The organism is Streptomyces sp. NPDC058375, from assembly GCF_042723425.1.
Classification (GTDB): domain Bacteria; phylum Actinomycetota; class Actinomycetes; order Streptomycetales; family Streptomycetaceae; genus Streptomyces; species Streptomyces durocortorensis.
In genome coordinates this window covers 19,316-42,987 of sequence record NZ_JBHXJG010000008.1, presented here as the reverse complement: position 1 = coordinate 42,987, position 23,672 = coordinate 19,316, and the positions used below count along the sequence as shown (strand labels likewise).

At 67.7% G+C, this 23,672-nt stretch carries 20 protein-coding genes and 1 pseudogene; 16 read left to right on the top strand and 5 right to left on the bottom strand.

Features of this window, described 5'->3' with window-relative positions; all coding sequences use genetic code 11:
* Nucleotides 1–25 precede the first annotated feature (25 nt).
* Entirely contained in the window at nucleotides 26–358 is a 333-nt protein-coding gene (locus ACFWM7_RS03065) for a DUF6412 domain-containing protein (RefSeq protein ID WP_383254407.1), read from the bottom strand.
* Nucleotides 359–489: 131 nt separating this feature from the next.
* Nucleotides 490–1,295, bottom strand: a pseudogene (locus ACFWM7_RS03060) (class E sortase).
* A 254-nt stretch (nucleotides 1,296–1,549) separates the two neighbouring features.
* Between ACFWM7_RS03060 and ACFWM7_RS03055 the strand changes: the two are divergent.
* From ACFWM7_RS03055 to ACFWM7_RS03020, 8 genes are all read left to right on the top strand, one after another.
* On the top strand, nucleotides 1,550–2,554 hold the full coding sequence (locus ACFWM7_RS03055; RefSeq protein ID WP_383254374.1) for an SEC-C domain-containing protein: 1,005 nt from the start codon (nucleotides 1,550–1,552) through the stop codon (nucleotides 2,552–2,554).
* Nucleotides 2,555–2,642: 88 nt separating this feature from the next.
* On the top strand, nucleotides 2,643–3,071 hold the full coding sequence (locus ACFWM7_RS03050) for a very short patch repair endonuclease (RefSeq protein WP_383254370.1): 429 nt from the start codon (nucleotides 2,643–2,645) through the stop codon (nucleotides 3,069–3,071).
* Between the two features lie 257 nt (nucleotides 3,072–3,328).
* Nucleotides 3,329–5,881, top strand: coding sequence for a Z1 domain-containing protein (locus ACFWM7_RS03045; protein WP_383254367.1), 2,553 nt, complete (start codon nucleotides 3,329–3,331; stop codon nucleotides 5,879–5,881).
* A complete protein-coding gene (locus tag ACFWM7_RS03040; protein WP_383254365.1) occupies nucleotides 5,878–6,903 on the top strand; it encodes a PD-(D/E)XK motif protein in 1,026 nt (341 codons plus the stop codon). Before ACFWM7_RS03045 ends, ACFWM7_RS03040 begins: the two co-directional genes overlap by 4 nt.
* Nucleotides 6,900–8,882: a hypothetical protein gene (locus ACFWM7_RS03035; RefSeq protein ID WP_383254364.1), complete on the top strand. Its 1,983-nt coding sequence runs from the start codon at nucleotides 6,900–6,902 to the stop codon at nucleotides 8,880–8,882. Before ACFWM7_RS03040 ends, ACFWM7_RS03035 begins: the two co-directional genes overlap by 4 nt.
* A gap of 62 nt (nucleotides 8,883–8,944) precedes the next feature.
* A complete protein-coding gene (locus tag ACFWM7_RS03030) occupies nucleotides 8,945–9,775 on the top strand; it encodes a hypothetical protein (RefSeq protein WP_383254362.1) in 831 nt (276 codons plus the stop codon).
* A complete protein-coding gene (locus ACFWM7_RS03025) occupies nucleotides 9,772–11,562 on the top strand; it encodes a DUF6339 family protein (RefSeq protein ID WP_383254360.1) in 1,791 nt (596 codons plus the stop codon). The genes ACFWM7_RS03030 and ACFWM7_RS03025 overlap by 4 nt, the downstream gene beginning before the upstream one ends.
* A 9-nt stretch (nucleotides 11,563–11,571) precedes the next feature.
* On the top strand, nucleotides 11,572–12,918 hold the full coding sequence (locus tag ACFWM7_RS03020; protein WP_383254358.1) for a DNA cytosine methyltransferase: 1,347 nt from the start codon (nucleotides 11,572–11,574) through the stop codon (nucleotides 12,916–12,918).
* A gap of 57 nt (nucleotides 12,919–12,975) precedes the next feature.
* On the opposite strand, the gene ACFWM7_RS03015 is transcribed toward ACFWM7_RS03020, so the two are convergent.
* Complete coding sequence (locus tag ACFWM7_RS03015; RefSeq protein WP_383254405.1) at nucleotides 12,976–14,346, bottom strand: hypothetical protein; 1,371 nt, start codon at nucleotides 14,344–14,346, stop codon at nucleotides 12,976–12,978.
* Between the two features lie 116 nt (nucleotides 14,347–14,462).
* Between ACFWM7_RS03015 and ACFWM7_RS03010 the strand changes: the two genes are divergently transcribed.
* From ACFWM7_RS03010 to ACFWM7_RS02975, 8 genes are all read left to right on the top strand, one after another.
* Nucleotides 14,463–14,888 carry a hypothetical protein gene (locus ACFWM7_RS03010; RefSeq protein ID WP_383254356.1) on the top strand — a complete coding sequence of 142 codons (426 nt, stop codon included), beginning with the start codon at nucleotides 14,463–14,465 and terminating at the stop codon, nucleotides 14,886–14,888.
* A gap of 249 nt (nucleotides 14,889–15,137) precedes the next feature.
* Nucleotides 15,138–15,380 carry a DUF397 domain-containing protein gene (locus ACFWM7_RS03005; protein ID WP_383254354.1) on the top strand — a complete coding sequence of 81 codons (243 nt, stop codon included), beginning with the start codon at nucleotides 15,138–15,140 and terminating at the stop codon, nucleotides 15,378–15,380.
* 90 nt (nucleotides 15,381–15,470) lie between these two features.
* Complete coding sequence (locus ACFWM7_RS03000) at nucleotides 15,471–15,920, top strand: hypothetical protein (RefSeq protein ID WP_383254352.1); 450 nt, start codon at nucleotides 15,471–15,473, stop codon at nucleotides 15,918–15,920.
* Nucleotides 15,921–16,340: 420 nt separating this feature from the next.
* Nucleotides 16,341–16,637: a CU044_2847 family protein gene (locus ACFWM7_RS02995; protein ID WP_383254349.1), complete on the top strand. Its 297-nt coding sequence runs from the start codon at nucleotides 16,341–16,343 to the stop codon at nucleotides 16,635–16,637.
* Entirely contained in the window at nucleotides 16,637–18,115 is a 1,479-nt protein-coding gene (locus ACFWM7_RS02990) for a hypothetical protein (RefSeq protein WP_383254347.1), read from the top strand. The genes ACFWM7_RS02995 and ACFWM7_RS02990 overlap by 1 nt, the downstream gene beginning before the upstream one ends.
* A 122-nt stretch (nucleotides 18,116–18,237) precedes the next feature.
* Entirely contained in the window at nucleotides 18,238–19,227 is a 990-nt protein-coding gene (locus tag ACFWM7_RS02985) for an endonuclease/exonuclease/phosphatase family protein (protein WP_383254345.1), read from the top strand.
* A gap of 1,326 nt (nucleotides 19,228–20,553) precedes the next feature.
* Complete coding sequence (locus ACFWM7_RS02980; protein ID WP_383254343.1) at nucleotides 20,554–21,108, top strand: hypothetical protein; 555 nt, start codon at nucleotides 20,554–20,556, stop codon at nucleotides 21,106–21,108.
* A gap of 187 nt (nucleotides 21,109–21,295) precedes the next feature.
* Nucleotides 21,296–21,718 carry an Ig-like domain-containing protein gene (locus ACFWM7_RS02975; RefSeq protein WP_383254342.1) on the top strand — a complete coding sequence of 141 codons (423 nt, stop codon included), beginning with the start codon at nucleotides 21,296–21,298 and terminating at the stop codon, nucleotides 21,716–21,718.
* A 451-nt stretch (nucleotides 21,719–22,169) separates the two neighbouring features.
* Here ACFWM7_RS02975 and ACFWM7_RS02970 read toward each other — a convergent pair whose 3' ends face one another.
* The gene (locus ACFWM7_RS02970; RefSeq protein WP_383254340.1) at nucleotides 22,170–22,766 is read right to left on the bottom strand and encodes a hypothetical protein; all 597 of its coding nucleotides are present in this window, start codon (nucleotides 22,764–22,766) and stop codon (nucleotides 22,170–22,172) included.
* Nucleotides 22,767–22,819: 53 nt separating this feature from the next.
* Nucleotides 22,820–23,659 carry an alpha/beta fold hydrolase gene (locus ACFWM7_RS02965; RefSeq protein ID WP_383254338.1) on the bottom strand — a complete coding sequence of 280 codons (840 nt, stop codon included), beginning with the start codon at nucleotides 23,657–23,659 and terminating at the stop codon, nucleotides 22,820–22,822.
* Between the last annotated feature and the right edge of the window lie 13 nt (nucleotides 23,660–23,672).

Genomic DNA, 23,672 nt, shown 5'->3' with positions numbered 1-23,672 from the left:
AAGACGTGCGGGGGGCGGGAATTCCCTACACGGCGGCCGTCAGGAGGGCGTGCCCGGGCGCCCGGGGCCTGGTGCGTCCCCGGGCGTCGGGGTCGCGTTGCGGGAGGAACGCGGTGCGCCGCTCCCGGTCCCTGATGGCTGTACGGACCCGGGTGCGGGGCACCGGGGGCGCGCAGCGGGCGCTGATGACGGCGCAGGCGAGGAGGGCGGAACCGGCCGCTGCGGTGGCGGCGAGCGCGACGGCGGCGGAGAGGCTGCCGCCCTCGGCGAGGAGGATCTCGGTGACGATGAGGAGGAGGAGTCCGGCGGGCCGGAGCAGCCGGGCGAAGGCGCGGCGCAGGGCGTTGGCGTCCCGCACGATGCGCACCTCCCGTTCCTCGTACCGCTGGTGTGAAGTTCCTCGTACCGCTGGTGTGAAGTCCCGTCCATCGGAGCGAACGGCACTCTCTTCGTTATACACGATGATCGGAAGGCGCCTTCGGGTTCCCGTCATCGGGGACGCATGGCGGTGAGCTTCCCCCAGACGACGAGCCGGTAGCGGGAGCTGAACTCGGGGGTGCAGGTGGTCAGGGTGAGGTAGTGGCCGGGCGCGCTGTAACCGGCGGAGGTCGTGATGTTGCTGCGCGGCACGGGCGCGATGACCCCGCTGTCGGAGGGCGCGGTCCGTGCGAGGCTCTTGTCGACGGTGTACGTGTAGACGGCGTCCCGGGTCTCGACGGTGACCCGGTCACCACGCCGCAGCCGGTCGAGCCGGCGGAAGGGCTCGCCGTGGGTGTTGCGGTGCCCGGCGAGCGCGAAGTTCCCGGCCTGCCCGGCCTGCGCGGTGCGGGTGTAGTGCCCGACGTACCCCCGGTCGAGCACCCCGCCCTTGCTGGTGCCCTCGGCGACGGGGGCGGTGAGCCCGATCCGGGGGATGCGCAGGACGGCGTACGCCTGGTCCCAGCGGGGGGCGGCACGGGGCCGGGCGGCCGGGGCGGGCGCGGCGTCGGCCCCACGACCGGAGGCCGAAGGACGCGGACCCTCGTCGAGCACGCCCTCACCATCACCCGGGCCGGGCGCGGGGGCGGGCTCGTCCCACTCCCGCTGGAGGCTCTGGACGGTGCGCCCGGCGTCGGCGCGGGCCTCCTCGTCGTCCACCAGAGCTGATGGACGACGAGGAGGAGCAGGACGACGCCGAGGGTGACGACGACTTCGGCGGACACCCAGAGCCCACGGGCAAGAAGATACGAACCGCCGCCACGGCCACGCACGCCCGACCGCGCCCCACGCCTCCCCCCAGCGCCCCGCCTCCGCATCGACGTCACCCTCCCGAACGGTAAGGACACGGAACGCACGGTCGCGCACCGCAAGACCCCGGGCGCACGGTCGCGCACCGTATGGCTCGGGACGCACGGTCGCGCACCGCAAGACCCGGGGCGCGCCGACCGCACACCGTTGAAGACTCGGGGCGCACGGTAGGGGCAAACCTCACAACTCTCCAGGCTTCTCCCGCTTCTCCTCCCCCGCCCTCTTCTCCCCGCCGTCACCGTCCGGCAGTACCGTGTGGTCCATGCGCCCCGACACGCCTGCCGACCACACCACCGAAGCCGAGCGTCTGCTCCGCACCGCGGCGCAGTACCCCGAGGACCACGAACCGCTGATCCTCCAGGCCGCGGCCCACCTGGAGCTCGCGGGCGACCGCGCCCGCGCGAGCACGCTCTACGACGACCTGCTCGCGGCCCCCGAGGCCACCGTCGACAACCCGCACCTGATCAAGGCCCTGAAAGCGGCCAACCTCTGGGAGTACGGTCACGAGGCCGAGGCCCGGGCGATCATCGACGGCATCCGCGCGGCGGGCCCGCTGAACGCCGCGCCGTGGCAGGTGGCCGCGGAGACCCTGGAGGCGCACGACGAGCTGGAGTCGGCGCACGACTTCTTCTCGACCGCCCTGACCCTGCTGCTGGCCCCCGGCGAGGAGGTCCCGTACGCCACGCAGTCGCTGCTGACCGGCCGCCACCGGGTGCGTCGGCTGATGGGCCTGGAGCACGACGCCTGGGACGAGCTGGCGGGCGAGCTGAACACGGCCCCGGTCCCCCTGGACGAACTGCACGACCCGAAGCGCCTGTGGTCGCTGGGCTCCTCGGACCCGGTCGAGCTGAAGGCCGAGATCACCCGCCTCCGCGCGGAGCTGGGCACCTACCGCACGGCGCTCTCCCGCCCGTTCCCGGTGGCCGTCCTGCACTGGCCGGCGAACGAACTGCGCGAACTGCTCACGGCGTACCCGGCGTTGACCGAGGAGTACGTGGACCACGCCACGCACCTGTCCCGCCTGGAGGCGTCCCTGCGCGACCTCCACGCGACGGGCACCCCGAACCTGGGCATCGTGACGGGCACGGTCCCCTCGTACGAGGCGTTCGCCGCCTCGGAGGCCGCCTCCCCGTCCGACCCGGGCCTCCTCCCCCAGTACGCCACCACCCTCGCCGCCCGAGGCCGCGCCATCCCGTGGCCCCCGTCGCGCACGGCTGCCTGCTGGTGCGGGTCGGGGGAGGCTTATGGGGGGTGCCACGGGGGGTGAAGCCCATGCAGGACGGCCCTGCCAGGGCTGTCCTGCGCACTCCTCGATCCCCGACGGCACCGAGACAGTTCGTAGGACACTGGAAGTAATGAGCACGGCCAAGCCTTCATCGCCGAGCGTGTCCGCCCGCATGAGCCGCCAGGCCAGGCGCGACACCGCGCCCGAGGTCGCGGTGCGCAAGCTCCTCCACGCGGCGGGCTATCGCTTCCGGGTGAACGCCCGAGTGCCGGACATGCCACGACGCACAATCGACATCGCCTTCACCCGGGCCAAGGTCGCCGTGATGATCGACGGCTGCTTCTGGCACGGCTGCCCCGAGCACGCCACGCAACCGAAGGCGAACGCCCAGTGGTGGCGGGAGAAGCTGGACCGGAACATGGCCAGAGACCGGGAGACCACCGAGCATCTGGCTGCGGCAGGCTGGACTGTACTGCGATTCTGGGAGCACGAGGCGCCCCCAACAGCCGCAAGCAGGATCACAGCCACACTGGAATCGATCGCAGCCGAGCTCAGCTGACGCGATCGGCCTGCCCCACGCCTGGCCCCTGTGGGGGTCCGCTCGATGCCGCCCTCCCAGTTACAACGCGATCCCCCTGACCAGAGCTCCCCGCAAAGGTTCCGCTTTCACTTATCAAGGCTTCACTCACCCAATAGAGTGTGGACGTCGCACAGGGACACGACCTCGGTCGTTTCCCTGCTACGCCCACGGCCGCAGGCGCGGAGCGTAGCGGCAGGTTGCCTTCAGCGGAATAGAACGGGGAACGGTCGAATCTCATGACCGATGAAATTGACGCGATGTACGACACCTTCAAGGCACTGCTGGACTCGTTCCCCCCGGCAGAGGCGGTCAAGCGGCTGGAGCAGTTCGGCGTCAGCAGAGAGATCGTGGAACAGATTCGCGACCGCCACGAACGGCAAGCCCTCCGCATCAAGGAACTCGAAGAGCCACGAGCAGTCGTGCGGGACAACCGCGTCACCTGGTACACCGGACCGCAGCCCAAGGACAAGTGTTGGCCTGCAGTGGGCGAGATTCTCCGTAAAGACGGCTGGTCCATCCCTGCGATCAGCAGCCTCGACGATTCCTCGAGTCGTGTCCTCTCACTGTTGAACCATCCGAAGGAGAAGTCGTTCTCGACGCGAGGGCTTGTCGTCGGTCACGTACAGTCCGGCAAAACAACCAACTTCACCTCGGTCATGGCCAAGTCGGCTGACCGCGGATACAAGTTGTTCATCGTCCTGGCAGGCATCCACAACGGCCTCCGCCGCCAGACGCAGGCCCGCCTCGTGCAGCAGCTCGTCGAACCGAACCCCGCCCTCTGGTCGCAGCTGACCGGCCTCGATCGCGACTTCACTCCGACGGAGAACCCGGCATCATACTTCGGAAAAAATAACAAGACGCACGTGCTGTGCGTTGTGAAGAAGAACGCTACCGTCCTTCGCAAATTGGCCAAGTGGCTCGACAAGGCGTCGGACTATCTGGCCGACTGCCCGGCACTCATCATCGACGACGAGGCCGACCAGGCGACTGTCGAAACCAAGTCGATCAACCCCCTGATCCTCAACATCATGGGAAGCCTCCCCCGGTCCGCCTACGTCGGCTACACCGCGTCGCCATTCGCGAACCTGCTGATCGACCCGAGCGCCGAAAACCTGTATCCGAAGGACTTCGTCGTCAACCTGGCCAAGCCGGAGGGCCATTTCGGCACCGAGGTGCTGTTCGGACGTTACGCTCTCGACGGCGACGACCCGGAAGACGTCGATGACGGGTCCGACATGATCCGTTCCGTTCCCGAAACGGACATCTCGGCGGTCCGCCCGGCCACACGCGCCGAGGTCGACGGCTTCGAGCCGGTCATCACCGACACGCTGCGCCGCGCCGTCCAATACTTCTGGATGGTCACCGCCGCTCGGCGGGTGCGCCAGTCCGGAAACGCCCATAACACCATGCTGATTCACACCAGTGTGAACACAACGGTGCACAACAGCTTCCGTGGGCCGCTCGAGCGCCTTCGCGCCCGCACCGCACAGTCCCTGTCGGACAGGGATTTCCGGCAGGACCTGCGCGAACTGTGGAACGAGGAGACCGCGCGCGTACTCGCCGAGGACTTCGGCGAGACCAAGGTGACTTTCGACCAGCTTGCCTCAGAACTGGCGGGAGTGGTCGACCGCTGCCAGATCATCATGGACAACTCTAGCAGCGAAGATCGTCTGGACTACGAGAACGGCCCGGTCACAGCGATCGCCGTCGGCGGCAACACCCTCTCCCGGGGATTGACGTTGGAAGGCCTCTCCGTCAGCTACTTCGTCCGTGCCGTCTCCGCCTACGACACCCTCCTACAGATGGGACGCTGGTTCGGTTTCCGCAACGGCTACGCCGATCTGCCGCGCATCTGGATGACCGACGAGTTGGCGGAGTGGTTCAGGCATTTGGCCACGGTGGAAACCGAGATGCGTCGCGACATCGACGTCTACATGACGGAGGCGGAGAGTCCGCTCACCTTCGCGGTACGCCTGCGCACGCACCCCGCCCTTCGTGTGACTGCGGCTGCCAAGATGCGTGCTGCCGTCACCGCCGCATCGTCCTACGGCGGCAAACGAGTCCAGACCCACTTCTTCCACACCGATGCGGCTTGGCTGCAGAGGAACATTGATGCCTCACGTCAACTGGTCACCTCGTCGCTCGCGACCACGCGACAGGTGGATGAGCAACTGCACCTCGGCCGCTACGTATTTCGCGATGTACCCCACGACGTAGTCACCGAATTCCTCTCGAACTACCGCTTCCACGAGCGGTCCCCGGAGAACGACGGGAAGCTGATCACCGAGTACATCAAGAAGCGCGTCGCGGCCGGTTCTCTACGTCGATGGAATGTGGCGATCGTCGGCACCCCTGGGAAGCAGGATGGGAACTTCGCATTCGCCCCCCGGGTGACCGTCGGACGCGTCAACCGTGCCCGACTGCTTCTGTCCAACCCCACCCCCGATTTCGCCGACATCAAAACCCTGATGAGCCGGCGTGATGCTGCGGTGGACCTGGCGGGCGACACCGCGAAGCTGACGGAGAAGGAGATCATGGCCGAACGTCGCAAGCAGCTACCCGACACCGGCCTGCTCGTCCTGTATCCCATCGACAAAGTGTCGGTGCCCAGTCCGACGAAGAAGCTGCGTGCTTCGCTGAACGCCGAGGAGCATGTCATCGGCGTCGGCATGGTCTTCCCCACCCCGAGAAATGGTGACAGCGAGGTCGAGGGATACATCTCCGCCGATCTGTCCAATGTCTCGATCGAGGAGGAGGACTACAGCGCCTTCGATCAGGAGGAGGCGTGAGCGACGAGGCACTCCGGAGGATCGTCGAGGAGAACTGGAACGCTCTCGAGGCCGAACAGACGACGACGGAACGAAGCCTGCGCATCGCTCCCTTGCCGGTGGATACCGAGGAGGGAACATTGGTCGCAGCCGTCGACCACGAGGGGTACCGGCATCTTCTGGTGCCGATACCCGCGAACCGGAAGATTCGAAGCAGCCTCGACGGCCCGGTCCTGCGGCTCAGCAAGCGTGCTCTCGAAGATGCGGACACGTACCAGAACTATGCCGACCTCATCCTTCTGCAGGGCGACTTCGGTGACCTGTTCACTGAGCTGTGCGTGGATGTACTGGATGCGACGCGGGGTTTGCCCCAGTCGCCGGTCAAAGCCCTGTACGGCGTACTCGATCGCTGGAAAGCACTCTTCCGGACACAAGGCCCTGTGCTCACACCCGAGCAGGCCGCGGGTCTCTTCGGTGAGTTGGTGGTTCTGAAGCGGCTGCTCGAGAAGGACCCCAGCGCGCATCGCCTGTGGCGTGGGCCGAGCGGCTACCGTCATGACTTCTGGGGCGGCGTCACCGCCGTCGAGGTGAAGACGAGTATTTCCCCCGAAGGACGACGGCCTCGAATTCATGGCCTGGACCAGTTGGAAGCCCCTGGCGGGGGAACTCTTTGGCTCGTCTGGATCCGTCTTCAGAGGGTTGTCTCGGCAGAAGTCGGCATCGGATTCACCGAGTTGATCCGACACGCACTCGATCTGTGCGACGACGAGCGAGCACTCCTCGATCTGCTGGCAGAAGCTGGGTACCGCCCGGCCGATGCCGGCCGTTACCGAGATGTTCGCTACAGCGTCGGCGAAGAACGTTGGTACCGGGTCACCCCTGACTTCCCGGGCCTCACCGGGGAAGCACTCGCCTCGGCCGGCGTGACGGTATCGGCGCTCGATGTCACTTACTCGATCGACTTGTCAGGCGACCCTCCGGTCCCACTGAGCAGCGATCAAGTCGAATCCGCGCTCGGTCGCCTGACCCAGGAGCCGGCATGACAGCGCCCCGCTGGTTCTCCCAGCCGTATCCCCCGGAGGGCGCGAGCGCCGCCGAGGGGATCCGCAACCAGCTCGGGCGACCGGAACTCGACCTGCTCACCATCCTGGTACGCGAGTCGGCCCAGAACAGCTGGGACGCTCGGATTCCGGACCATCCCGACCCCGTCGACTACCGCATCGACATGAGCACCGTCAGCCCAGCCCACGCAGGCGCCTGGCGCGAACTGCTGCTCGCCGGAGCACCCTCCCAGCAGGAGAACTTTCCGCTGCGCGAGGCCCTCAGGCGCGGATCCATCCGCATCATGGCCGTGTCCGACCGTGGCACCCGGGGGCTCGGCGGCCCCACCCGCGCGGACTCCTTCGCAACCGAGCGGGACTTCGTGTCCTTCATCCGTAACATCGGCGAACCCCGTGACACAGCGCTGGGAGGCGGCACCTACGGCTTTGGCAAGGGAATCTTTTACGTTCTGTCCAACACTGGCACGATCCTGGTGCATTCACGTTGCCGCACGGCACAAGGCGGCTTCGAGACCAGGCTCATCGGTTGCACTCTCTGGAAAAGCTACGGTGCGAAAGAGGCGGACGGACATCGCCGTTACACAGGCAGGCATTGGTGGGGGGACAACTCCGGTGGCGTCGTCGAACCGCTGACCGGACAGGAAGCGGACCGTGCGGTTCGAAGTCTCGGGCTCCGTCCTTTCGGGGTGGAGGAGTCGGGAACCACGGTCGTCATCATCGATCCGGCGCTGGACGGCCTCACGCCCGTCGAAGCCGCCGACTATCTCGCTGACACCATCGCCTGGCACCTCTGGCCGAAGATGATCTCGACGAGCGGTCGGCCCGCAAGCATGCGGTTCTCCGTCTCCTGCGACGGTGACAACCGTCCGGTGCCTGATCCCCGGCAGACCCGGCCGCTCAACATGTTCGTAGCCGCATACGAAAGAATGATCGGCTCCGACGGCGATCGCCTCTCCTGCAAATCTCCCAAACGCTTCCTCGGGCGTCTCGGGTTGGAGAAGCGCATCATGCCTCCGTTGGAACCGAGCCATGCTTCCCGCATGGTCGGCGTCGAGGACATCGTTCACCACGTATGCCTGATGCGCCCCGCGGAATTGGTGGTCACCTACCGGCCGGGCCCGAAACCGCCGAGTGTGAACCAGGGTTACGCCGGAGTCTTCCGAGCGGATGACTCCATGGACGAGGTCTACGCCAAAGCCGAGCCTCCCACACACGACGCCTGGAACCCTCAATCCCTCGAGAGACCCGAGAGCACATTCGTTCATACGACTTTCCGCCGCATCGGCGAGGCATTGGAAAGTCTGCTCTCCCTCGGTGGCACCGCACGTTCCGGATCCAGCGATGTCGCCCTGGGTGCCGCAAGTTCCTTCTTCTCCGGATTGGTGGGGGGTACATGGGGCATCGGCGGGGCCACGGCCTACTCGAAGCCCGGTTCCACCGCCCCACGCCACGGGCGAAAGGAGCGTGGCGGTGAGCCGCCGGACACGGTGCGACCGGCTTCGGACGGGAACCCAACCGGTCCGGCGAGCCCTGGTGACAGGACTGATGCGGACAGCCGGCACGATACGGACCATAGTTTCTCCGCCGACGCACCTGGAGCACAGGGGATGTCGACGCCCAGAAGGCGCCCGCGGGTCCAGTATGTCGGTGACCCCTACTACGAGGATCGTGGGGCTGTTTCGCTTCTCGTCCAGAACTTCCGGCTTCCTGCACCCGGCCTTCAACAGGTCCGCGCGGACCTTGCCGTCACTCTGCCAGGCACGGCAGGACGTGAGACGGACCCGCCCATCGGTGCTGGCATGCCCGAACTTGTCGGCTGGGAGGACGGCGATGGGCACGTACACGAGTCCGCCGAGATCCGGATCGAGGGCGGAGAGTCCCTCTGGCGCGTGCTCGTGCTTCCAGCACCCGACACGATGACAGAGATCGCGGTCAAAGTGGAGGCGGTGAAGCCCTCATGACTCGGCGAGTTCTCCCGTACCGGACGCCCTCCGAGGATGTCGTCTCCGCTGAGGACTGGCACTTGGTCACTCCGAACGGCGACGTCGTCGTGCCTGACGCGCTGCCGGACTGGGACTACCGGATGGACCTCCATCTGCGCAGGCTCGTCAGGATTGACCTGGACCGGGCACGCAAGGAGTCGGGCCTCACCGCCGACGCCCCGTTGCTGTTGTCTGCCGTGTGGACAGCCACCGGATCCGGCCTCAGCGGTCCAGCACAGCATCTGCGACTGCCGCAAGAGGGCATCGTCCCGGTGACGATCGACTGCGAACTGCGCGGTGCGGACCTGGGTGGTCTCCTTGTTCTCGACACTGCTGTCGTCCTCGCCGAACGGCTCCCCGATGCCCGCCCTTCGTCCCCCAGGCGGGCAGGCTCCATCCTCTGGAGCGATCGACGAGCCCTGCGTCTCCAGGGGGACGCTCCGCAATTCCCGATGGCCGTCATCGACTTCGGCCTCACCTCCTTCCCGGACGATGCTGCCTGGCATCTGCAAATCAGCGGCAGCTTGGAAAGCGCGACCATGGGCGCCCTCCTCCTGCTCATCAACGAACGCAACACCGTCACGGCCACCGCCTTCGAGAACGCAGGGAAACCGCGGCAGATCGATCGCCTCGTGCTCTCGGCCGTGTATGCGGATGCCGCGCGGCTCATGGTGGAGCACTCACTGAGTCATGAAGATTTCTCCGAGGAATCGGACTATCCCGAAGACTCTCTCGGCGCAACGATGCTGAGCCTTTTCGCCAGGCTCTTCCCGGACCAGCCGATCACCGACATTCGCCTGCGCCAACGCCAGTCACCGTCCTTGTTCGCCTCGGATCTGCAGGCGGCAGTCAAGATCTTCGAGGTGTTGTGATCAGCTTTCTCTACCCTCGGCTGCTTTCCGACCGCGCCGCCCCCCTCTTCGCCGAGTACCGACAGCTGTCGATCTCCGACCTGACCGAGCGCGTGGCCTTCACGCATGAATCGTCGGTGTACGTGGCCACAGGCGGCGACCGTGTGACCGCAGAGCGGCTGCGAGAGCTACGCGAAGGCGTCCTGACACTGGCCACACGTGCCGGTTTCCCGGACGACTCGGACCGTGTACGCAACGCCGCGTTCGACCTGGCCCTCGCGGCGCTTCTGCACGCCGAGACAGGTATGGTGCCTGCCGAAGCCGCCGCCCGTGACGTCTGGGCGTTTCTGGCTCTGGTCGTCCTCCCGGACGTGGCTTTCTGGCGCTACCCACACCCCCCGAAGGACCGCATTCTCGGTACGGACCTCACCAGGCACGTCCTCGGCCGTCTCTGGTGGCGAGCCCAGCTCGTACGCTCCCCCGACGCGTCGGAACCGTACGGCGCCTTGAAAATCCTCGGTGAAGCCGCCTTCGATCAGATCTACGCCCGGCGCGCCGCGCTCGGTGGCAGTCCGCACCTCGTGCGATCGATCCTTCGGGTCTGGGACGGCCTGGACCTGCAGGGCCTGAACGAACGTGAGACCCTCCGCGATTTCCTCAAGAGACTGCTCAGGCTCGCCCCGTTCGTTCTCTTCGACGCCGTCGAGGAAGAGGCACTGGACGACGAACTACGCGCAGTCGCTCAGCAGTCGATCGACGCACAGCGAGGACAACGTCCCGGAACAGCGGAGCCCACGAGATCGGAAGAGCTTCTGGCAGCCTCGCGATCGGCCACAACACGGACAGCGCCGGCGCGTGATCACCCACTGCAGTTCGTAGAAGTCTGCGCCGGGTGCGGAGCCCAAGCGCTCGGGCTCGAAAGGGCGGGCTTCGAACCCGTGCTTCTCATCGACTACAAAGCGGACGCATGCTTCACCATCGAGAAGAACCGCCCCGACTGGGAAATTCTCTGCATGGATATCGCCGATTTTCGGGTGTATGAGCGCCAAGAAGTCATCGGAATCGATCTCCTGAGCGCGGGCCTCCCTCGCGTGAAGCCGACGGCAGCGGACCCGAACGGCGACTCCGACGAACGCGGGGTTCTCAGCAAGACGGTAGAACTGGCCCTCGTCATCAGGCCGAAGGTAGTTCTCCTCGAGAATGTGCCCGACCTCGTCGAGAGCCCCGGCTTCGAGCTGGACCGGACATGGCTCGCGGAAACCCTCACACAGGCCGGTTATCAGTGCCACTGGGCCGTTCTCAACGCCTCCGACTTCGGAGTCCCGCAGAGTCGCCGCAGCGGCTTCCTCGTCGCCCTGCAGAACCCTTACAGTGACCGGTTCTCATGGCCTCAGCCGTCCGGCGCCGTGCCGCCGACCGTCGGTGCGGTGCTCGGCGCAACCATGGCCGCAGACGGCTGGCCGGGGGCGAAACGGTGGTCCGCTCGCGCGGACCGCATCGCACCGGCCCTGGTAGGGGGCTCGGACCGACGAGGCGGAGCCGATCTGGGGCCGACCGGTAGCAAGAGGGCCTGGGAATCCCTCGGCGTGAACGGCAACAGCCTCGGCGACATGCCCCCCGGTCCAGATTTTCCTTCGGACGCCCTGCCCAGGCTCACGGTCGAGCAGACAGCCCTGATCCAGTCGATTCCTGCGGACTGGCAGTTCGCGGGCGGCAAGACGTCCAGGTACCGACAGATCGGGCATGCGATGCCGCCACCGCTGGCACACGCCGTCGGTGCGGCGGTAGCAGCCGCTCTGCGAAGCTAAGATCGCCCCATGCGTACGCCCCGCCCCCTCGTCCCCGAGCCCGTGACCGTTCTTGATCTTTTTTCGGGGTGCGGGGGCTTCACCCAGGGGTTTCATGAGTTCCGCCCGGAGGGCGCGCCGAGGAACGCCGGACCGTACTTCCGCAGCGTGGCGGCCGTCGAACACGACACTTCCGCCGCTGCCACCTACGCGGTCAACTTCGGAGCCGGCCGTCGAAACAAGAGCGTCCCGGGAGCACGGGTCCACCTCGGAAACATCGAGGATTGGACACCCGCAGCAGACGAACGAGAGGCGGATGTCGTCGTCGGGGGGCCGCCCTGTCAAGGGTTCTCCGCCCTCAACCGAAACAAGAAGGGCACGGAACGCAATCGGCTCTGGGAAGAGTACGTCCGCGTGGTCGAGGAGATCAAACCGAAGATCTTCGTCATTGAGAACGTCGACAGATTCCTCAAGTCCGACGAATTTCAGAACCTCCTCAAAGAGGTAGGTACAGGAGGCCGTCTGGCCGAGTATCGCTTGGTGGACCCGCCGGGCCACGTTCCGTCCGACTCCGTGGAACGCAAGATCAAGAGGTACCTCCTGAACGCCGCCGACTATGAAGCGGTGCAGGCTCGGCGGCGTGCCATCGTCATCGGCGTACGAAGAGACGTCGAAATCGGCCGCACGATGACTTATCCCGAACCGACCCGCACCCGACCGCCCCGCCGCGCAACGTCACAGGCATTGGACGGAGTCGAGAAGGCGCTGCCCTACTGGCGTGCGGTGGATGAGGTTTTCGACGAAACCCGCCGGTGGGAACCCCTGGGCACAGAACTTCCTGAATCCAAGGCCTATGTCGAAGATGTGAACACTCGCGTCCTGGGTGTCTTCACCACGCAACAACTGCATTTCGGTCGTAATCCGGAGCCACTGTCGCGCGCCCGATACAAGGCGATCCCGCCCGGGGGAAACAGGAAGAATCTCCGCGAGAAGTGGTTCACAGCGGATGAGGCGGGAAATATTCAGATCTTCGACGAAGCGGAACCCCAGGGCGTGAAGACTTCACTCTTCTACTTGTCGACCCCGAGCTGGGACAATCACAACTCGGGCTCCGGGGATGTAATGGGTCGACTACGCTTGGGCGAACCGTCGGTCACCATCCGAACAGAATTTTTCAAGCCGGAGAAGGGGCGCTACCTCCACCCGACGGATGCGCGCCCCATCACCCACTACGAGGCGGCTCGCATTCAGGGATTCCCGCGCGACTTCAAGTGGTGCGGCTCCAAGACCGATATTGCCCGCCAAATCGGCAACGCTGTGCCGATTCCGCTGGGCAAAGCCATAGCATCCGCGATCCATGCTTTTCTGCGTGACTGACTACGAACTCCCGGGCGAGCAAAGGGTGAAGCGTGCCGGCATCGGTGTCCTCAGCGGCTACCCCTTCATCCCCGCCACCTGCCGCGACCGCTCATGAAGTTCACGCGCCGCTCGGAGCTTGCCGTACGGCGCGATGCGCTTGCGCATGGTCGCGAAGTGCTCGTCGCCGCGTGCGGAGGACAGGCCCACGTAGTCGTCGAGGAAGGTGCCCCACGTGGTGCAGGCCTCCTCGATGTGGCCGAACTCGAACTGCCGTTGGGCCATGACCGCGTTGGCGTGAAGTCGCCCCTGCCTCTCCTGTTTGAGCTGCACGCGGAGTGAGGTCTTCAAAGCTGCGATGGAACCCGGCAGGTCACGTGTCTCGTAGAGCACGTGGGCCACGTGGAACTGGTAGGCGGCCTGGTCGTAGCCGCCGATCGACTCCCGCCTCGAATCGGCTTTGGAGAGCGACACTTCGGCCTCACGCAGCCGCTCGAAGGCCCGGCGGCGATCTCCGACCATCGCGGAGGCGTGAGCCTGCTGCCCGCGGAGGAAAGCCACCAGGCGCGGGCCGGCGTCGGGTGCCGCCTCGGCCGCCGAGTCGGCGAGCTCCAGGGCCTTTTGGCCGTACCGCAGGTTGGAGGCCTGGAGGCTCATGCCGCGCAGCGTGCGGCAGTACGTCACGTGGTCGGACGCTTCCTGGGCGAGGTGCAACGCCTTCACGTAATACTGCTGACCGAGGCCGTGGGCCCGCTCGTACATGGCCATCCAGCCGGTGAGATACGTCAGGTCGGACGCGGCGGAGAGCATGTCGCGTCGCACCGGTCCGGTCGCGGAAGCGCGCAGGTACGGCGCGACGGTGTTGACAAGGAACGCGGCGGCCATGGGACGAGCGTGTCCGGCGCCGAGCTCATCGAGAATGTCCGCGATGCGGTCCGTCATCGTACGGACGGTCGCCACCTCTGCCGCACCGATGCGCCCGGTCGGCCGAACCGAACGTTCCCGTTCCTCGGCGTAGGCCTCACCTGCGAAGAGAGGAACGGCGAGGGCAGCCGAGTACAGGCCCGCTGCGACAACTCCGCGCCTTGAGGGGTCCATATCAGCCCTTCCGAGGTCCAAGAGGGATTCTGTGGTGTCTGCGGAGTCCGCTGCCGAGCCCGGCTTCGGCGAGCGCAGGCCCGCTTCGGCGTAGGTCACCGGACGGCCGAGCTTTCGTTCGAGCACTTCGACGATCACCGGCCGGACCTGTGCTCGCGGCTGCGTGCCGCTGAGCCAGTGCGAAACAGCGGACTGGTCGTACTTCAACGTCATGCCCGCTTCACCAGCCGTGCGATTCACGGCGTTCGCGAGCTGCGTCCTGGACCATCCGGCCTGTTCAAGAAGGTTCTCAAGGCCTGAGTTGCGGTTGCTCCCAGGTGCCACGGGCACACCAACTCCCCGGAAATTCATGGCTTTCACGGTTACGCCTGCCTTCAACGGTACCGGGATGAGCACGGCACGCAGTTATCTCTACACAGAACGCGATCAAAAGCGGCCATGAGCGGAGATGCCTGGTGACCGACGTAATGAAGACAAGCAGCACCTCCGGCGCGGGCCGCCCGAGTGCGGTGGCGGCCGACGGGAAGGCGGATGCGGAGCAGGAGGTGCGGCGCGTGCTCGCCTTTCGGCTCGGTACGACCACGCGCGCGGAGCTCGACAGCGCGGTGGTCTCCCTCCGAGGACGGGTGGGCCCCCTCGTCGGCCATGCGTCGGCCGGAGCGGAGGGGATGAGTGGGGCCGACCGCGGCTTCCTCCTGGAGGTCACTCACCTCCTCGACAACCCTCCCGCCCCGGAGGCGCTGTCGCACGAGGTCTACTCCCACGTCCGAGCCCTGGCCCGGGTACTGCGAAAGCTCGCCGCCCTGAACAGGGGCGGGAGTGTGGGGCCTGCGGGCTCGGCCCGGCCTCCTTTGCCCGTACGGCCGGTTCCCGGTCGAGGCGTGGGGCGATGAGCGAGCGGGCCCGGCAGATCGCGTACGTCGTCTGCCTTGCCATCATCGGCTCGTCGATCGTGGTGGCGGTGTGGTCAGGCAGGTAGCAGTAGCGCTCCTCGCCTCGCAGCGCTGCTCATCGGCACGCATGTTCAGCCCACAGACCCCCGCCCGGCTGTCTCCATGGACGGTCGGCAGCCGGGCGGGTGCAGGAGCACGACGGTGCGGAGACCGAATCTCCGCGACATCAGCACCGGAAAGGGTTTTCCCATGAACGGGAACCTCTATGCCCTGTCGGCCCCCGCGGCCGACACCTTCGCCGACTTCTGCGGAGGCAACGCGGGCGGCCCCCACGAGACCTGCGTAAGCCTCGCCGCACTCCCCGGCGCGGAGGCCTCCTTCGTGATCCGCGACAGCAAGCCCGAGGGCGCCGGCAAGGAGCTGCGCTTCACCGGGCCCGAGCTCGACGACTTCGCCGCCGGGTGGGTCAGGACCCGAGGTCTGACGCTCTAGTCTGGCTCCCTTCCTGAGCACTAAGCACCACGTAAAGGGCCGGACCGGACATGCTCCGGGCCGGCCTGTCTCCCCTAACGAAGGGCGCAGATGACCTGGTCAGGACACTGGCACGGATACGGTCCGTGGACCGGCAGCAGAGACGCGTACGGCCAGGAGGCCCTACGCCGTCCGGGTGCGGAACCGAACTCCGAACAGACCCGCGCGTTCGTCGCCTCGACGCTGCCGCCCCTCATGACCGGGCACTGGCTCCTGCGACAGAACCAGACCGCGACGGAGCGGACCTGGACCCGCGTGGTGGGCGCCGTCACGTGGCTGAAGAGCACGTACGAGGCGAATCCCCCTGGCGAACGTGACGACGGTGGTCGCGCCTACGTCACCCTCGAACACAAGATCGCGTACGCGATGGACGCCCTGCCCCGAGGGGTAGACGTCTGCTGGGTGCACTACACGAAGTCCCAGAGCCTGATCTCGTTCTCGGTGGTGTGCTGTCTCAACCACCATCTCCCCGGCCTTCCGTGCCCCCTCCCGCCTGCCTGACCTCCCTCCCCCTCCGGTGACGTGAAGCGAGGACGACATACGTGTCACTCAGTCTTTTACTGCCCGACGCGGGCGTGACCGACCTACTGACGGCGTCGCGTGTGACCGGCGGGGGCAGGGGTATGCAGATTTCTCAAAGGGAGGATTCTAAAAGGGAGTTCGGAGAGGGCCCTGAGGGGAAGCCCCCGAACAGTCCGCGCGAAGCGGCTCGAAGCCTGCGGCCCGCTTCCTTCAGGAAACGTCGCTCCGTCGTTCGCCGCCAACACCGCCAGCGCCGCGACCACCGGCAGCGGTCTCGTGGTCACCGGTGGACGGCGCGTAACTCATCGACTCCCTTCCCCAAGCACAGCACGGGCCCTGCTCATGTGCGGTCCGTCACCGACCAGCGGAAGACCAGAAGACCAGTGGAAGCGAGTCTCCATGACCGACGATGAGCCGCCGACTCCGGCACCGACCCCGGAAGACGCATTGTGGGACGTCTCGATCCTCGTGCAGAACCCCGACGACGGAAGCCAGATCTCCACGGCCGAACAGCTCACCGACCGGCTGCTCCATCGGCTGGAGGACGTGCGCCAGGGCATCCGTGCCGGTACGACGGCCGCACTGGCTAGCATCCGCGATCTGCCGAGCGCGTCCGGGTGGTCGGCGCAAGAGGTCGAAGTCGAGTTCTCGCTGACGCTGCAGGCGGAGGCAGGGGTCGCCATCTCGGGGACGTAGTGCTTGACGACGTGGGCCGCGGTGACGGCCCTGCGCTGCGCGATGACCACTCCGCTGCCCCGGGCCGCACCGCGACCGTCCCGGGTGATGACGACTCTTCCCTGCACTCAGGCCTCCTGCTGTTCCCCGGCCGACCGGGCGAACCGCGCGGTGACGCCCAGCGCGGCCTCTCCACCGACCTTGACATCGTGCTGCGCCTTGAGGGCGGCGCGGGAGACGTCGGCGTGGTCCAGGTCGAGTCGGACCAGGAACTCGACATCGCGATCCTGCACCTGGCCGCGGACACGCCGGCCGTCTCGCCCGTCACCACGCTCGCCGACGGGGAGCGCTGGCGGGTATCCCTCCCCGTCACTTCCACCGATCCTCAGCTCACGGGGCGGGTCACCTCGGCCGGCCGTCCGTATCGCACCCGTAGCGGCGCCGGAAACATCTTCGCGATGCAGCTCCACGTCAACGAGACGATCAAGGACTACAACTCGTATTCGGGCAGCGCGGTCCTGCTCGACGGCGGGCACGGGCGGGTCGCGGGAATCCTCGTCGAGCAGCAGTTGATCCGCTATCGGGGCAGCGGGGCGGGCCGGCCCGCGGCCAACGTCCTCTACGCCGTCCCCATGGTGGCCGTACTGCTGCGTTTCGGCATCCTGGTCCCGACCGGGCGGGTACCGGAACCGGGTGGGGCCTCGACCGAGTACGACGTTCTGGACCAGGCGACCGACCTCTTCCGGCAGGCCGCCGAAGCCGTGGACATGCCCGCGCTGCCGCCCCGGGAGGCCATCGTCCAGGCCGCGGTGGCCCTCCAGGACGCCGAGGCCTTCATGCGCGGCCAGAACTGGGATCCGCGCATTCTCCTGGTGCCGCATCTGACCTCAGCGCAGTGGTACGAGGTGCTCAGGAGCTACCAGGGCGCCAAGTGGGCCGCACTGTCCCCCACCCTCGCCGCAGTGAAATCACTGGTGCGGGACGGCCAGGAGGACGGCAAAGCCCGTTGGCGCATGTGGATCGTCTCCGGGCGGGAGACCAACCCCTTCACCGGGTTGGTCATCTCCGGAACTCGCGGCTACAACCAGCGACTCGCGAACGCCCTGACCCGCTGCCAGCGCATTCCCGGCGTGACCAACAAGCGTACGGAACAGGGAGCAATCGCACGCGGCGTGAGTCCCACCGTGGGCGCGTATCTGACCCTCCAATGGGCACGTCTGCATTACGGGGAGGGGCCGGTGGACTTCGGCTCCCCGACGCTGCTCAAAATCGAGCCCCGGCACACATTCTTGTTCGGCCTCCGGCATGTGTTGGCCAAGTTCGACACGGGAGAGCGGTCCTACAGCGTCGGCGAGGGCGACTTCCTGGAGCGTACGTACTACACCGACGCCAGAGTGACCATCTTCGAATCGACCCCGGGCTACCGGCGCTTCGGTATCCGTCCCGCCGTTCCCGGTATGGCATTGGAGCCGGCACCGCGGCCCGACCAAAGCCGCTGACCGGGAGCACCGACAGCGCTGACACAGCTGACGCCGCCGACCCGGTCAGGCCACCGGTGCTGGTCGGAAACTGATCCCTCCGTCCACTCGTCCTCTTGGGCAGGGCGAGTGGACGGACAGGCATGGTGGAATGGTCAGACAGCGGTGCGGCCTCAGTCACGGGGCAGGGGGTTCCCGGCGCGCGGGGCAACCAGCGGGGGCGGGTGCTCGCCGGGTGCGCGGTGGTTGTGGGCGGGGTGCTGGCGTTCCATCTGGGCGTGCCCAACTGGCCCGTGAGAGTGGGGAGTCTGCTGGAGTCCTTCCTGCCCTGGGTCGGCGTCGTCGTTGTCGCGTTGCTGATCGTGGCCCTCGTGCGGCGGTCCGCCGTTGCCCTCGTCGCTCTGCTGCTGCCCGTGGGCATGTGGGTGGACACCTTCAGCGGGTTGCTCCTGCCCGGCGAGGAGAGCGGTGGCGGGCGGGAGCTTGTCGTCGTGCAGCACAACGTCAGCGACGAGAATCGTGATCCTGCTGGGACCGCCCGGGCGTTGATCGATGCCGGGGCCGACCTCGTCGCGCTGGAGGAGCTGGTGCATCCGCAGTTGGCGGTGTACGAGAAGGTCCTCGCCGCCCAATATCCGCATCACGTCGTACGGGGAACTGTCGGGCTCTGGTCCAAGTACCCGGTCAGTGGTGAGCGGTTGGTGGACATCAAACCCCCGAGTGTTGCGGAGGGGTGGAGTCGTGGCTTGCGTGTTGTGGTCCGTTCTCCGTACGGGGAAGTCGCCGCGTACGTCGCCCATCTGCCCTCCGTCCGGGTGGGCGTGGGCGGGCTCGCGTCCCAGCAGCGGGATGAGAGCGCCGCGTTGTTGGGGCGCGCCATCGCGGGCGAGAGCGTCGAGCCGGTCGTCCTGCTCGGGGATCTCAACGGGGTTGTGGAAGACCGGGGTTTGAGGCCCCTCACCTCACAGTTGGCCGTCGCCGAGAGCGGGTTCGCCTTCAGCTTCCCCGCCGCCTTCCCGGTGGCCCGGATCGACCAGGTCATGGCCCGCTCCGCCAACGTGGGGCGCATCCGCACCCTGCCCGCCACCGGCAGCGACCATCTGCCCGTCGTCGCCCGCGTCGCCCTGGGGTGAGTGTCCGGCCCGTAGCGCGTCCGCCTTCCTTACGGCCGCCACGCGTTGCCGCCAGGTCATGTCCTCGGGGAACTCGTACGTGTCCGTGTCGACCATCCAGCCCGCGTACGCCGTCGCCCTGCGGCAGTCCGCGCACTCCGGCTCGTCGCCCTGCGGGCGGAAGACATGTTCCTCCCCCGGGCCCGCGCACGCGATCAACTCCCTGACCGGGGGCGGCAGAGGCGCGGCCGGCAGCGGGGTCACCGGGATCACTGGGGTCACTGGGCATTTCCGGATCAGGCGGTGGCGCAGGAAGCCGACCGCCGAGCGCACGCCGTTCTCCGGCGGATCGGCCAGGAGCGCCTGGCGCAGGTCCCCTTCCGGCAGGCCGCCCTCCAGCCACTTCACGGCCTCCACCGCCAGCACGCGAGCCTCCCGGACGCCCAGCAGCAGATCGCGGCGCGAGTGGCGCAGGGACAGCAGCAGGCGTTCGGCCTTGGCCAGTTGGGTGGTGGGGTGCGGTGCCTGGCCGAGGCTTGGGGCCACCTCGGCCGGGGTACCCGCCGGCTCCGGGGCCGCCTCCACCGGGTCCGGATCCGGGTCCGCGTCCGGGGCCGCCGCCGCATCCGGGTCCAGGCCCGCGTCCGGAGCCGCCACCGGATCCGGGTCCGCTACCCGCTCCCGCCCCCACTCCGCTTCGGAGGGTGGGTGGGGAGTGGTCTTATCACCGTGGTCTTCCTCGGGTTGATAGCCACCGACCGACCGAGAAGTCGGTTCACCGACCGTCGGATACCGCACACCCGGCGAGCCCCCCGCGTCCTGCTCCAGCCTCGTCCAGACCACCCTCGCCTCCGCGCGCGTCAGCGGTGTGTTCGTGAACAGCTGGTCCGTCGCCCACAGCCCGTCCTCGCGCTGGCCCCGCCACTCATGGACGTAACCGTGCTCCACCAACTGCTTCTTGGCCTGCTGGTACGGGCGGCCCTTCATGTCCAGCTTCTGTGCCAGTTCGCCCAGCGGGCGGTTCGTGGCGGAGTCGGGGAGGCCCTGGACGTACAGGATGAGGATCTTCGCGTTGCTGCTCATCCGCCGGTCTCGTACGACCGTGTGCGGGGCTTTCGTCCAGCCCGAAGAGGGCGCGATAACATGACGCAGCATTTCTGGTGGCTCCTGACCACTGGGGGTGTAGGCCCTCGGGTGGTGTTCGCGCACCTCCGGGGGCCGCCCTTTGCGCGCGGGCGCGCACTGAGCGTGATGACCTCGTCACCGTATCCCACGCTTCTGACGCATCACCAGATCGAAGATCTGTTCGCCGAACCACCCCCACGTCGGCATCCGTAGCATTCCCCCATGATTGCTCTGGTCGTCACCATCGCCCTGGCCTTCGTCGGGTACGTCGCGGCCTACCTCAACGGGTTGCGGCTCGCGCAGCGCAGCGAGCGGCTCGCGCGGGTGAATCGGCAACTCAGCGACTTCTACGGGCCGTTGTTCGCCATCACCGAAGCCAACAGTCGCGCTTTCGAAGCCTTCGCCCAGCGCAACGTCCGCCCCGACGGGCGCTCCCCCTTCGACCACGAGGATCCGCCCACCGAGGAGGAGCTCGCCGAGTGGCGGCTGTGGGTGACGACCGTCTTCCTGCCGAACATCCGGACCATGCGCGACCTCGTGGTCACCCACGCCGACCTGCTGCGCGAATCCGAGATGCCGCCGATCCTGCTCAAGTTGTGTGCCCACGTGTCCGGTTACGAGATCACGGCCGCCCGGTGGGTGCAGGGGCAGTACGACCAGCACCTGTCCGTCGTGTCGTTCCCGAGTCAGGAACTCGCCGACTACGCGCGGGAGGGATTCGCCGCGTTGAAGGCGGCGCAGGGCCGGTTGCTGGGGCGGCCGCGGTCCGCCGACTGAGGCCCGCCCTTCACGTTCCGTACACGCTCTCATCACAATTCCGCTTCGCTTCCCGTATGCCTCTGATGTGCGCCCGTACGCACTGCGAGCATCGGCTGCTCCACCGCACCTAGTTCGGCCTTGGGGGCACCACATGCAAACGAGGAAGCAGTCACGGCGGCCGATGCGCGGGGCCCTCCGGAGGCGGGTGTCGGTGGGAGCGGGGGCGCTCACCCTGGTCCTCGCGGGGTGCGGGGGCGACGGCGGCGGTGCGGACGACCAGAACGGGAAGGGCGCCGTCGAACGGACGCTGGCGCTCATGGACGACCAGCAGAGCGTGGACGCGGGCGACAGCCTGGACGTGGACGTCCTCGACAACGACTCCATCACTCTGGAGAGCAACGACCGGGCGGGGCTGCTAGACGCCTACGACCCCGCCGAACTGACCCTGACCATCGACACCGAGCCCGGCCACGGTTCCGCATCGGTGTCCGGGGCGACGGTGACGTACACCGCCAGGGACGGGTACGCCGGCGAGGACGAGCTGTCGTACGAGGTGCATGTGAAGGGCACCGAGGTTCCCGCCTCGACCGCCGTCGTCCGCATCACCGTCACCGCCCCCGCTCCCTGAGCCGAGTCCCACCCCGGCCCCGCCCCCCTGCCGCTGAGTTGCAGGGGCGGTCGGCCCATCAGCGATCAAGGAGTGGAGGGGTAGGAGGCCGATCATGTGGAGAGGATGGAAGCGGATCGGTGTGGCCGTGGCGGCGGCAGTGCTGGTGAGCGCGATCGTGACGCTGTTGACCGACCGGTCCTGGGGGTGGGATTTCGCTCTGCAATGTCTGCTCTACGCGGTGCTCTACGCACTCCTGGGGCCCCTGGTAGCACGTTCCCGACGTGACGCCGAAGAGCGAGAAGCGCGACACATTCGAAAGATCCAGGAGGGGCAGGGTGATCGGCGTTGACGGTGATTCACTCCCACTCACTTGTCCGCGATCGGTGATGCCCGTCCATAGTTGCTGTCACGGGGTACCGAGAGCACGCCCAGGCACCGCGTCACGCCTGGGCCCGCCCGCGGCGAGGGGTCAGCGGTAGTCGTCCGGGTGGTCCTGCATCCAGGTGTTGATGCCGTCACGTGTGCCGACGATCTCGGAGAAGTGCTTCTCCAGATGCGCCTCGGACCGGTCGTCGCCCAGCTTGTCGAACAGGGCCTTCATGTCGGTCAGCGGCTGCTTGAAGCGCCCCGGACCCTTGGCGGCCGCCCGCATCGACTCGTCCAACTCGATGAGTTCCTGGGTGACCCGGCCGAGGAAGTAGGCGCAGTCGCCCGCGCCCGGCGTGCAGGTCTCGTTCAGCGTCGCCTGGAGCGCCGCGAAGGCGTCGCGGACCAGTGCGGGGCCTGGGGAGGGAATGGCTGTGTCCTCCGCCTCGCCCGCCTCGCCGGCCTCCTGCTCGGCCCGGTCCGCGTTCTCGACGGCGTCCGCGTTCTCGACGTTACGGGCGGCGTCCGCGGCCGCCGGATCCGCCGCCGCGTTCGGGACGTCCGCGCCGGGGCCGCCCCCGCTCGACGCCTGGGTGCAGGACACCAGTGCGGCGGCCACGACCACGGCAAGTGCGGCTGCGCGCAACCCCGTTCGCGCCGGTCGGTGACCTTCGGTACGGGCAGCGTTACGGAACAGCATGAGACCCCCCTCGTGCGAAGGGTCCAGACCTTACACCGGGTCACGGCCGGGGGTCAGGTGAGGAAGGTCCTCATCTCCCCGTACACCGCCGCCGAGTTGTCCAGATGGGCGTCGTGGCCCGCCCCCGGGATCACGGCGATCCGCGTCGCGGGGTGCCGGGCCCGCATCCGGTCCGCCTCCTCCGGCTTCATCGCGCCCCTCTCGCCGCGCAGCACCAGCACCGGGCAGCGCACCCGGTCCCAGGCGTCCCAGTAGTCGCGGTGCGCGTTCTCCTGGACCGTGGCCACCATGACGTCCCGGTCGACGCGGGGGTGCAGTCCGCCGGGGCCCGGCGCGAGTCCCGCCGCCCAGGCCCGGCCCGCCGGGCCACCCCCGAAGAACGCCTGGGCCGCCTCCGCGTCCGGGAACGGCACCGGCCAGGAGTCCAGCCAGCGGCCGATCCGATCCGGCAGCTCCGGGCTCGGGCCCGCCGGGCCCGCCTCGATCAGGACCAGCGCCCGGCACACCTCCGGATGGGCCGCCGCCGTCAGCAGCGCGGTGAGGCCGCCCATCGACTGGCCGACCAGCACCGTGTCCTCCCCGGCCAGGCCGAACCGGCGCGCCACGGCCCGTACGTCACGGACGTGCGCCGCCCGCGTCACGTCCCCGGGGCGGCGGGTGCTCGCCCCGCTGCCGCGCGCGTCGAAGGCGACCACCCGGTGCGTGGCCGCGAACCGGGCCGCCAGCGCCTCCCACTCGCCACAGTGCCCGGCCAGGCCGTGCAGCAGGAGCAGGGGCGGGCCTTCGCCGCCGTGGTCGGTGCAGAACAGGCGTACGGGGCCGGGACCGGTCCCGGCCGCGCCTCCGGCGTCCTCGTCCGGGACTGTCACCGTCACCGTGGTCGTCGTCCCCATGGCCGCTTCCATT